This window comes from uncultured Psychromonas sp. (assembly GCF_947489755.1).
Classification (GTDB): Bacteria; Pseudomonadota; Gammaproteobacteria; order Enterobacterales; family Psychromonadaceae; genus Psychromonas.
In genome coordinates, this window is record NZ_CANLFB010000033.1 from 1 (window position 1) to 12,693 (window position 12,693).

Here is a 12,693-nt window from a genome sequence, read left to right on the forward strand (position 1 = left end):
TGAAATATAGAAATCTTCATCTCTATCTTTTAGTTATGATTATCACAACACTAACTATAAATTAATTAATTAATTAATTAAATGCTAACAATTTTTAATTGACTGTATTTTATATCTAAGTTTAATTATTTTTAATCTCCGTCATGAGTAATCGACATCATGAATATTTATTGTTGTATCGTACCTATGTTATATTTTTATTTTAAACATTGAATTTAAAATCATTAAAATAATACTGAAAATTATTACTATGATAATCACCACGATATCAATAAACTCTGTGAAGTTTTAGATAATTACATTGGTGCTATTCATTATCCAATTGAAAAATAGTTTGTGATTTCTGTAGGAATCTTAAATAGACTTGTAATAAATCATTCTAAATACTCGCTATTAAATTATTTAAAGCTAAAAATTTAATGCACTTATCTAATTCAATGATTATTTGTAGTAAAAAACTTAACCATAAACCATTAAATATTCATAAATAACCTGCATTACTATGTGAATTTAGGACTAATTTTTAAAGGTAGAAAAAGCAAAAAGCGAACTGAAATTTAATAAAAAATATTAATATTATAAATTAGAAAATGGATTGTGACTAAAATCTATCTCATTTTAATATGAAATTACATTTTACTAACAAGCCCCCTTTCTATTTCATATTGAAATCAACTTAACAATTTAACTTATTGAATATAAATGATATTTTGTTTTTTACTCTTATTGGTTTTAACAAAAATAGTCCAATCCTCTGCTATTTATTAAATTTTATATTTAATCTCAGCCCTGAATAATCAAAACATATTTATATTTAAATCAATTAAAATAGGGTTTTTTGTCGATTTCATCATCCAGAAATAAGATTATTTAATCGCATTATTATTTAAATTAACACGTTGTTACTCAAGCGAAGCACCTTATCACAGCGTTTCTCTATTAAGTGTGGATCATGACTTACTAACAATAATGCACATTCTTGTACTTTGGAAAGATCAACCAATAGGTCAATGACTTCTTTAGCCGTAATTGGATCTAAACATGATGTTGGCTCATCTGCGAATAAAAATACTGGGTCTAAAATTAACGCGCGTAGAATAGCAAAACGTTGTAATTCTCCACCTGAAACTTCAGTACTTTTTCGTTCTAATAAGCCAAGAGCTCGTTTTAACTTTTTCATTAAAGGTGCGATACGGGTTGAGTTATGTAATTTAACCAAATCATCTAACAATATGGACAAGGTTACACTGTTAGTAAACGCAGCTGGAGGGTCATGAAAAAGCTTAAGCTATTGATGAGGTTGTGCTTCATTACTTAATTTTTGCACTTGTCCTACAATGGAAGGGAATAAAGTTGGATCATTAAAAGCGAAAACATCAAAATAAACGACTCTATTTAATGATTCATTAAATAGAGTCGTAAAAAACTAATCCCAATCCCATTCATAATAGGCATCAACAGCTTGTGTTAAACCACTCGATGCTTCGATATAAAACTGTTTGAATAATTGATAACGAATAGCAAAAACAGTAAAGGAATCAAAGACCCCTACACCATAACTTACTTCCACTCCTCGTGCGATAGTGCCTTTTATGCCAACAGATTGCTCACTGCCTTGGCCACTTGATGCTAACGAAAGATCTTTAATACCAACGCTATCACCAATATTCTGCATTACACCGTCTGTTTGTTTTGTGCCTAAACCTATTAATATTCCAGCTAATTGACTGTTACTATCATCACCAGACGAGTCCTCAATTGAATAACCTCGAGTCAGATAAGAAAGTGCATTTTGTTGTGACATCGAAGGATTAGAGAAAATAGTTAATTGTAACTGATCTGGTGTACCAGTGACTTTTACCCCTGCAGTCACGTTATCTTCAATATCGCTAGGGTCTCTAATGGCTTCGATATTTAAATAAGGTTCACTTGCGGACCCCTGAAAGACAACTCGACTATTTTGTAAAACCAGTGCTTGTGAGAAGGCTCGGTAACTTCCTTGTGAAAAAGTTAATTCACCATTAACTGTTAAATCTTTTGTTAAGTCTTTACGTACTAGTAAATCACCTTTGATGATCGAATCTAAACCTAATGCTTGAATGCGTAACTTATCACCCATTGATACTTTAACGTTTAATTTCATTGGTAAATCAGTACTCTCTGTCGTTTTCTCTGCATCAACTACAATGACATCACTTGATACACTCGTCGCTCCAGCGGGTAATTCCTCAATCGTTATTGTTCCTTTATCAACATTAACTACCCCTTCAACGCTAATACTTTCATCATAAATAAGGTTTATATTGGGGCTGATGTATAATTTAATTTGCGAATAATCTTGAATAAGCATCTGATCAGCTTCCAAATGTACATCTGCTTTAAAGGCATTTTGCCAATCTAATAAGCCTGAAATATCGACACGCCCGTTAGATTTTTTATCTTTATCAGGACCATTTTGAATATTGGCAATACGCTGCGGGATACTGATAGTATTTTTAATTGCACTGTCTTTAAGCGCAACTAATTTATCAACGAATGAAGTAGACTTTTTCTTAGGAATTTTTTCATTGTTAGTGAAAAAATATCCAGTAACATCCGCTTTATTTTCATCTATTTTTATTTGTGCGTTGAGTTCCGACACCTGGACTGGAGACTTACGCGCTTTAACTGAAGTATCAGCAATGAGCACTTGCCCTTTTAATACAGGTTTTTCTAATGTGCCATTAACATCAACATCAGCTTCTAAATATCCAACAAGTCTATCGACCTGAGGTATAAGTATTGAGAATGCATCAAAGTCAGGTATTTGTAAAAGGGCCTTTGCATTTACTGTTGGCGATGATTCATAGGGACTTAATTGGCCAGATATATTCGCATTTATTAAACCATCTGATACCGCTAACACAGAAAAATCAGCATTTTTCTGATCGGCTTTTAACTCAATATGTAGTTTTTCAACAGGATATTTAATCGTTTCCGTATTGATAGCATCATCTTGAATGTTAAGAGCTATTTGTTTGCCATCAACAAATAAATCAATATTAGGTTTCTTATTGTTAACCCATGATGCATTGATATCAGCATCTAAAGCCCCTTCTAATGAAATAGTATTAGGTATAAATGGATTAATACTGGTCATCAAAAAGTCGTTAATATTAATGTTAATTTCACCATCTTCACCGGCACTTAACTTATTAACGCATAACTCTCCATTTTTATCATTATTATCGTTACTTGCTAACCAACAATGCTTAGTCAGATTAATTGTGTCCTGATCCATTGTTACAGTAAATGGTGACGCTAAGACTAATTTCCCTTGTTGTGTATTGATTAATGCTTCTGTTAATTGCGCTTTCCAATCATTAACTTGCTGTGTAAATATCAGTGCTAAATTACTGTCTGCGATTTTACTTTGTAAGTCGACTTTAATATTATGTTTAACTTCGCTTTTAGTCACGCTAGTAGCATCAACATTAACTGTTACTCTTTCAATTTTTTGTTCGCTAGCAACAATATTGTTAGCAGTTAATGTTAAATCGGCAAAAGGAATATCAGCAATGGTCGCCTTACCTTTAATATTAAGAGATTCAATACTGTCCTTAAAATAACTCAACTTTTCTGCTTTTAAATCAGTGTTAACTTGTATTTTGTCTAAACTGCCAGTTAAGTCTACTTTACCTTTTATTTGACCGGTCGCTTCTACCATTACTTTACTAAGATCTTGAATATCTAATTGTAGGGATAAGTCGTTTACATCGGCTACTTTACCATCTGCCGAAATCCTGTTGTCCCCATTGACGATATTCAAATTATTTACATTTATGCCATTACTTGCATTGCCATTTGCAGATCCATTAATAGTTAAAGGTCTTTGCAAAAAGTTGCCGGAAAGGTCTATCACTGGAAAATCGAATGCCCAATTAGCAGTATCATCAAGTGACACTGTAACGGATTGTTTAATGTGGCCATTTAATGTCGCAGGATAAGTTTCACTAAGTTCTTTGAAATCTACCCCTTTAATATTCAAGTCACCTAACCAAGTTAGTTTATCTTTCCAATTCAATTTACCAGCTAATAAGATTTGTCCTTGTAAGGTATTAACCTGTAATTGAGATAAATTTAATGAACTTAAATTACCTTTACCGGCTATTGCTAACTGCCCTGTCGGTAAATCTGGTAATGCATAATCAGATCCGATATCTATTTTATAATTATTAAGATTACCATCACTGCTTATATGACCATCTTTAGATGTAATTTGAGGGTCACCAGTCAAGGGCCAGCTTAATTTATCCCATTGAACAGATAACTGATGGGGTAAATTTTCACTATAGAGGTCAATTTTATTATCAATAGTTGCATTGATGAGTTTAGTTAAACTGACATGAGATGTTAGATCACTTAAATCTCCTTTTGCCGTGATAGCAACTTGTTGCCCTTTTAATAATGAGACAGGATCTAATTGTGCAATTTCTTTCAGTTTAATTGAAGCCGCTAAGTCCATAGGGTAACGTTTTGATAAATCAATTTTCCCTTTTAAATCTAGGTTGGCTTCAGGTACGTCTAATAGTATTTTATCCAAAGAAATCGCTGAACCAATATAATTAAATCGACTTTCTAAACTATTTATTTGGGCCAGAAGCTGTTCATTTTGAACTAACTTAAATTGATTTATATCTAATTTTTTAACGAGTAAATTAACGGGCAATACAATTTCAGGTAAATCACCTTCTTTTAAAATAGCGGGAAAATTGTCGGGTATAACCAATTTTGAGGTGGTCGAATTGTTTACTTTAGCTTCTTCAACTGAATCGGCCAATGTCACTGTTAATCCATTGATTGTGGTATCTATTGATACATCGCTTTTTTCTCCATCAACTTTTAATAATAGTTGATTCAATTCAAGTTTTATTCCGGCCACATTAACTAAGGTGTTGTTAATATCGACCCCATTAATATGAACAGGGATTGGAAATTCAATAACAAGTGGTTCAGTACTTTCTTCTTCAGCAACTGGTTCTGTTGATTCAGGTATGTTAACGATCGCACTACCCACTTTTAACGAATCTAAACATAATTCTTCTATAATGCACTGCCAATCAAACTCGTAGCTTACGTCGTTGAGTTCAATCAGTGTATCTTGGTCTTGCCAACGAATTTTTTCATAAATAGGGGAATAAAATAAACTACCTTCACTAAGTGTGACCTGTAATCTAGGTTCAACTTTCTGGGCAATATTAATAATTAAGCTGTTACCTGAATGTGTATTTAATAACCAAATAATTAAAGCAAACAATACAAATGTAATAAAAAATAAATACTTAAAAATTTTTAATGTCGTTGAAATATATCTCATAATTCAGGTCCAATCAGAAAATGGATTTTGTAGGAATCATCTGTATTCGTTAATGGTGCGGCAACATAAAAACGAATTGGACCAACTGGAGATGCCCAAACTACACCAACTCCGGTACTCATTGATAGATCTTCAGAGAAATCGTCCGTTGCTGTACCAACATCCGAGAAAACGGCCAACTTCCAACTTTCGCTGAGTGGAAATCGATATTCTAAACTGGCAGTCGCAAGATAAGAGCCACCGATAAGGTAATCATCTGAGTCACTAGGCGCAATATCTTCATAGCCATAACCCCGGATCGTTTGGTCTCCACCGGTAAAAAAACGCATTGATGAAGGTACATCGTAGATAGAATCAGAGAAAATTGCACCCGCCTCAGCTGAAGCAACAAACTGATGACCACTATAAGTGCGTATCCATTTTGTTTGACCGTAAACTTTCACCACATCATCAGTAGATAACAAACTGTCTTCTGCAAATTCAAAATAGACCAGCTGTTTATCGCCCCAGTCGATATTAATACCACCTCGACTGCGCGTGCGACTAAAGCTGATTCCTGGTAATACTAATGCGGTTGAAAATTCTTGTTGCCCTTGTAAACCTGACTCATTATCGTAACGTAAATAAATAGTACGTAACCAATCATTATCAAGTCGCCAATGTCGATTAAAGCTAACCACATACTGCTTTGTATCAGTATCATTTTGGTCAAGCATTTTGTAGCCACTTTGAATTGAATAGTAGTTGTAAAGAGGATCGTCAATTGGCATTTTGTAAACGATAGATGCTTCTTGTTTAGGATCTGATGCAGTAAGATTGGCTTCGATAGAATGACCGTATTTATTCACCCAAGGATGTTTCCAACCGAATTTCCCTCTGACTCCTTCATCGGTACTGTAACCTAATCCGGCTGAAAATGAATCTTCTGGACTCATATAAGTGATAACGTGTAGAGGAATATTTCTCCCCTCTTTTTTGTCCATGTCAGGTAAAATAGAAATACTTTTAAAATAACCAGTTTGACTTAACTCCTCGTTGTAAGCATTTAAGGTGTTGGTATCAAACGGGTCATTAACTTGAAAGTTAAGCAGAGAGAGAATATATGTTTCAGCAGGTGTTTCAGTATCAAATATAAGCTCACCAAATTGATAACGGATACCACTTTCGAACCATAAATGAATGGCCGCCGTATTATCTTTTTGAGTTACTTCGACGGATGATTTTGTATAAATTGCATCAAAATAACCATACCGTTGCGCTAAACTTTTAAAGCTGCTTTTAGCTGATTCATATTCACCATGATCTAAAAATTGGCCTTCTTTAAGAGGAAAATCTAATAATAACTGCTGAAAATTACGATCGTTTAAAGCTTCACCTGTTAATTTTAAATCGACTTCTGTAATGGTGGTTCTAGTGCCTAAATCAACATCTAAAGTCACCGTTTGGCTATTTTCTTCTTCGCTAACAGAACTGGTTATTTGAGATTGGTAATACCCAAGTGCCACTAAGCTTTCTTTTCCGGTTATCACCACTTCGTTTAAGTAGCTTTCATTATCTGCGTTATCAGGCGCTGATAGCCCACTTAAATAAACATTTATGTTGGCAATAGCTTTTTTATTATCTGTTCCCTTTACTTGATAACTGACAGCAGCCGCAATATTAAAGGAGGTACAAGTAAGCGCACAGCAAATACAAAATTTATAAAGTTTATTCATTAACTCTCTAACTTTTCTGGTTTAAAGGTTTTGGGTTACAATCGTATGTCTAAAATCGCTAGCGGAGGCTGGTGCACCAATAAAGTCGCCTTGAAATTGATTGCACCCTTTATAAATCAATAAATTAAGTTCATCCGCATTTTCTATACCTTCAGCAACAATATCTAAATTAAGTGATTTACCCATATTAATAATGGCACTAACAATAACTTGTTGATTCTCTTGTTGTAATAAATTAACAATAAAAGACTGGTCAATTTTTAATGTAGAAATAGGTAAAACACTGAGATAGGAAAATGAAGAATAACCCGTCCCAAAATCATCAATAGCAAACCTAAAACCAAGTTTACGCATTTCATTTAATTTATTAATGACTAACTCTGTGTGTGAAACTAATACTGTTTCGCTAATCTCTAATTCTATTAAGTTTGCATCAATACCTGTTTCTAATAAATACTTATTTAATGAAGTAAGGAAGTCTTGTTGTAATAATTGCTTTGGACTAACGTTCATCGATAAAGTTTTAAAATGTTTTGGTAATCCTTTTTTAATCCAGCCTTGTAACTCTAAAAAGGCATGACGGATGACCCAATCACCCAGTGGAATAATTAAACCTGACTCTTCAGCGACAGGCATAAAGTCAGTTGGATTGATCCACCCTTGTTCAGAATCATACCAACGAACAAATGCCTCAACACCCACTAAATTACCAAACACATCGACACGTTGTTGATAAAATAATGAAAATGATTGTTGGTCGAGGGCCTTTCTTATTTGTGTTCGTAAACTGTGTTTTAAGTGTATTTTATTTTCTATTGTCTTTGAGAAAAAACTAATGTTGCCAAACTGACTATCTTCTGCTTTGTCCATTGCGATAGCTGATTCTTTTAATATATTCTCCGCTTTACTTTCAGCGTCAGGAAATAAAGTGATGCCATAAACAAAATTTAAGATTAGTTCTTCATCCGCTATTATTATAGGTAAGGTCAATATCAAATCTAATTTTTTGGTAAATATTAATGCTAATTCGGCAGCTTGTTCTGGTGATGAATGAAGATCGGATAAAACAATCCCAAATTCAGCCTCTTTAATATGACAAACAAAATCAGGACTTAGTTTGTTTTTTTCTAATCTACGAGCGATAGTATTCAGGATCTCTTTACTATAACTCGGCCCTTTAGATTCATCAAAAGTTGGGTGTTGTTTACACTCAAACGTTATAAATGCACCTTGTAAGTTTTTACTTTGTAGACGAATTATTTCTTGTGGGATATGGTATTGTAATTGTAATTGGTTAGGTAAATTAGTCTCGTTATCCAGCTCTAATTCATTTTGAATTTGCTCATTTGAACTTTTATAAGCAGAAACATCTGTCGTTGTACCTATAACTCGTAATGGATTACCTTCAGTATCCCAAGAAACGGCTTGGCCTCGACTTAAGACCCAAAGGTATTCATTATTACTGCACTTTAATCTATGTGTGCTTTCAAAAAAAGAATTTCTGCCAGAGAAATGGGCACCTAAATCATCGGTAACTTGGAATACATCATCAGGGTGAATTCGACTTTCCCATTCCAGTATATCCTTACTAATATTTTCTTGTTCAAATCCAAGCATTTCTTTCCAACGATTCGAATAATAAACTTTACCGTTATCAACATCCCAATCCCAAACACCATCTCTTGCAGCATTAATGGCATATAACCAGCGCTCTTCACTGGCTTCTAATTGATTTATATTATTTGAAACGTCGACAATTAAATTACTAAATGCACGCTGTAATAAACCAACCTCACCTAACCCCGTGTCCTGTATTATGGGTTGATTAGTAATATCGGTAATATTGACAGATTCAGCGAGACGTTTTAAAGGTAAAACTAATAAACGATTAATAAAGTAAACAAATAAAGTAATTGTAAATAATAAAATTAATGAAAAATTAATTAACATAAATAAACTGTCATGTATTAATTCACTGTAGGCGCTCGTTAAAGAGTAACGAATGAAAATAACACCATTAAACTTACGGTTGAGACTGTTTCCTTTTGAAATCATTTGCAAAGGTGCATATACGACAAGCTCTTTACTTTTTTCAAAATATTTAACAACGATTTCGTTCTGATTGATCACTCTATCTAATATTTGCCCTTCATATCTCTCTAACTGTAATTTAGCGAACATATATTTTTCACGGAAGTTATTACTTAAAACGACTTGTTGATTATTATCAACCACTGCAACGGTTTTAACATTCTCGTTTAAAGCGGCAGTAGAGACAAAGTCTTGGGCCCTGGCTTTTTCTAAACGCATTAAAGAGTTAGATAATGAGGTTTGAAGTTGGCCTGCTAATCCTTTTATATCTTGTTCAGATTCACTATAAAGCTCGCGTTGTTTATTGTGAAAATCTAGCCAAAAAACACTTCCCTGCAATATAATAAATACAATAAATAATATAGCGGGTAAAAGTATAATTAGTGATGTTTGACGAAGTTTATTCATAAATAGCTCGTTCTAAAATACGTGTTGAAATGAGGCTTGATAGATCGGTTTGAATTTGTCCAAGCATCCGCTTTTCACTCATTAATATACTTAATTGCTCTGCCTGTAACTCGATATTAGAAGGTGTGCCTGATAATCGCATTAATGCTTGTTTAGGATTTATAAATTGAGAATTCAAAATTGCTTTTTCAAGAAAGTAAGGATAAAGCTGTAAACGAACTGACATACTGGTTAACGCTTCTGCTGGATTTTTTTCATAAAAAAGATGGGCACGGTAATACGAACTTAAAAAATGTGCGATTTGTTGTTCTTTTTCTTGATATAAATCGCCACGTACCACTAATACATTAATAATGGGTAAACCTAGTGCAGATGAATTAATGAGTTCTCGAGCCCCTAATGCTAATAATTGCTGTTTCACAGGCTCCCTCACAATTAATGCATCAATATTACCTTTTAAGTAAGCATCTTTAACTTCGTTTTGTTTTACTTCATGTAATTGCACGGTTTGATTATTCAAATCAGTTAAGGTGAAAACTTCATCAAGTAACAATGCACCTGAGGCTTTATTTTCATAGCCTATAGAATGCCACTTTAGATCTTCTAATGTTTTTATTTCAGGCCTTGCCATTAACGCATCGCCACCTTTTGAACGATCAATAACTGAAATTATTTTTAAATCGATACCTAAGGCAACTAATGTTAAAACTTCATCTAATGATAAAAAAGCAACATCTAATTTGGCGGTTTGAAAGGCTTGAATAACACTGGTTGATGAAGTGAGTTCTAGTAATGAATATTGCTCTTTATCTAGATAGCCGAGTTCATTTGCTAAAAAAGCAAACTCAAAGTTAGGCCAAGGTGCTGCACCAATAGTTAAAGGTTTTTGATATGGAGTACAACTCATGACAGATAAAAATAGAGATATTATCGTAAACGATTTAAGGATTTTATTTATACACAGATTCATAACTTGCTAACATTACAGATATTAATAAGAAGATAATTGATTTTACAGAGTTAGGGAGATAAAAAAATAGCATGTAGGAATATACATGCTATTTTTTAAATTAATGAGAGTTTAAAGTCTTAAATTTACATCATTTGGCTATTTTGTAAGGCTTTAATACGATCCTCTAAAGGCGGATGTGACATAAACAAACTACTTTTCTTTTTACCAGAAATACCAAATGCCATCAAGCTTCCCTCAAGTTGTGGTTCCGAGGTCATTTGTAAACGTTTTAATGCTGCAATCATTTTGTTTTTTCCCACTAACGATGCTGACCCAGAGTCTGCAATAAATTCGCGTTTACGTGAGTAATACATAACGATGGTGCTTGCTAAAATGCCAAATACCATTTCTAAAATGAAAACAATAATGTAGTAAGAAAAACCACGCCCCGAGTCATTGTCGTTATTACCACGCATCGCATTATCAATAAATCCACCAATAACACGTGCTAAGAAAATAACAAACGTATTAACAATGCCTTGTATAAGGGCAAGTGTCACCATATCGCCATTCGCAATATGACTGACTTCATGTGCTAAAACAGCTTCTGCCTCGTCTTGTGTCATTTGCTCAAGTAGACCGGTGCTGACTGCCACTAACGCACTGTTTTTCTTCATGCCTGTCGCAAAGGCATTCATGTCTTGAGCTGGGTAAATAGCCACTTCAGGCATTTTTATGCCTGCTTTATCGGCTTGTCTTTTTACTGTTTCTAATAACCAACGTTCAGTTGTATTGCTTGGAGTAACTATCACAACTGCACCAGTACTTCTTTTAGCCATCCATTTAGACATTGCTAAAGAGATAAATGAACCACCGAAACCGAAAACCGTCGCAAGTATTAGTAATCCACCTATGCTGTTGGAATTCATTCCAGTGACAGAAAAAACAATACTTAATACAATACCTAGTACTAAAACCACCGCTAGGTTAGTTAATAGAAATAATGCAATACGTTTCATGTAGACCTCGACTTATAAATAACAATATTTCGACATAATATGACTTTGTGACAAAGATGCAAGCAAATAATGAATAAAATTAACGCGTTCAATCACTCTGATTTGCACCCATGATAATCTATCGTTACAATCCATTTAACTTTTTACTACTTAAGGAATTACCCATGGCTTTAGCTCAAGCACGTCATATTTTAGTTAGCTCAGAAGAACAATGTCTTACATTAAAAAACGACATTGAAGCTGGAACTGATTTCGCTTCAGTTGCTAAACAACATTCATCATGCCCATCTGGTGCACAAGGTGGTGATTTAGGTGAGTTTGGACCAGGAATGATGGTTCCAGAGTTCGATAAAGTGGTTTTTTCTGCACCAATTGGTGAAGTGCAAGGCCCTGTAAAAACTCAATTTGGTTACCATCTATTAGAAGTCACTAAACGCAACGATTAATTTTATTGTCGCAAACTAAAAACCGCTCGATGAGCGGTTTTTTTATGGGTTAAATATATCAATTTATATTTTCAATAAGTTAAATTCCTTTAAAAATCCAACCATATAATTAAACAATTAACCTGCGTTTTGAAAAGAAACCCATTCTTGTGGTTGAGTTTGTAAGCATGGCGTTAATTTATCCACTGTCACTTTTATAATTTGGAACTGTTTAAACGTTTTACCATTTGGAAATAAATGGTTTTCATCAAACAACATACATAAACAAAAGTTATCTTGCTGTTCCAATACCATGTATTTTGCAGACTCATGCTCGCCTGTTGTTATTAATATGCCTAGCTCACCATTATCAAATTGCATTTTAGGTTTTTCTGATGCTTCAAATAACCAGCTTTTCGGCATAATAGGTTTATGAAACACATCAATAGCTAATAAATGTAATATTATCTTACAACGTAATGATTCTTCAAAATGGCTTAAAGATTCACTTTCAAACAGTTCAATGTATCGAGTCACATCCTCAACGGTAAATGAAAGGGTCTGGCTTTCACGTAAACGCAACATATTGGATTCATATACGATAGGAATAGCCCAATCGAGCCCAGCAACAGATAATTTTCCCTGGTGATGATCAAAGACCCATTGCCATTCTGCTTTTGGAATAAAATCCATTACTCTTCCTCGTTTAAATCGTTTTATTATTAAC

General features: G+C 33.7%; 8 protein-coding genes. 1 reads left to right on the forward strand and 7 read right to left on the reverse strand.

What is annotated here, in order from left to right; genetic code table 11:
* Positions 1–886 precede the first annotated feature (886 nt).
* From Q0794_RS15200 to htpX, 6 genes are all read right to left on the reverse strand, one after another.
* Positions 887–1,240 carry an ATP-binding cassette domain-containing protein gene (locus Q0794_RS15200; protein WP_298943302.1) on the reverse strand — a complete coding sequence of 118 codons (354 nt, stop codon included), beginning with the start codon at positions 1,238–1,240 and terminating at the stop codon, positions 887–889.
* A 186-nt stretch (positions 1,241–1,426) separates the two neighbouring features.
* On the reverse strand, positions 1,427–5,356 hold the full coding sequence (locus Q0794_RS15205) for a translocation/assembly module TamB domain-containing protein (RefSeq protein ID WP_298943304.1): 3,930 nt from the start codon (positions 5,354–5,356) through the stop codon (positions 1,427–1,429).
* Positions 5,353–7,071 (reverse strand): autotransporter assembly complex family protein, encoded by a 1,719-nt coding sequence (locus tag Q0794_RS15210; RefSeq protein WP_298943306.1) that lies wholly within the window; start codon positions 7,069–7,071, stop codon positions 5,353–5,355. Before Q0794_RS15210 ends, Q0794_RS15205 begins: the two co-directional genes overlap by 4 nt.
* A 21-nt stretch (positions 7,072–7,092) precedes the next feature.
* Positions 7,093–9,570 (reverse strand): EAL domain-containing protein, encoded by a 2,478-nt coding sequence (locus tag Q0794_RS15215; RefSeq protein ID WP_298943309.1) that lies wholly within the window; start codon positions 9,568–9,570, stop codon positions 7,093–7,095.
* Entirely contained in the window at positions 9,563–10,477 is a 915-nt protein-coding gene (locus Q0794_RS15220; protein ID WP_298943310.1) for an ABC transporter substrate-binding protein, read from the reverse strand. The genes Q0794_RS15215 and Q0794_RS15220 overlap by 8 nt, the downstream gene beginning before the upstream one ends.
* 188 nt (positions 10,478–10,665) lie before the next feature.
* Entirely contained in the window at positions 10,666–11,541 is an 876-nt protein-coding gene (gene htpX, locus Q0794_RS15225) for a protease HtpX (protein WP_298943312.1), read from the reverse strand.
* Positions 11,542–11,705: 164 nt separating this feature from the next.
* Here htpX and Q0794_RS15230 point away from each other — a divergent pair, with 164 nt between their 5' ends.
* Complete coding sequence (locus tag Q0794_RS15230) at positions 11,706–11,987, forward strand: peptidylprolyl isomerase (RefSeq protein WP_025564595.1); 282 nt, start codon at positions 11,706–11,708, stop codon at positions 11,985–11,987.
* A gap of 117 nt (positions 11,988–12,104) precedes the next feature.
* Here Q0794_RS15230 and Q0794_RS15235 read toward each other — a convergent pair whose 3' ends face one another.
* Positions 12,105–12,659: a cell division protein ZapC domain-containing protein gene (locus Q0794_RS15235; RefSeq protein ID WP_298943317.1), complete on the reverse strand. Its 555-nt coding sequence runs from the start codon at positions 12,657–12,659 to the stop codon at positions 12,105–12,107.
* Positions 12,660–12,693 lie beyond the last annotated feature (34 nt).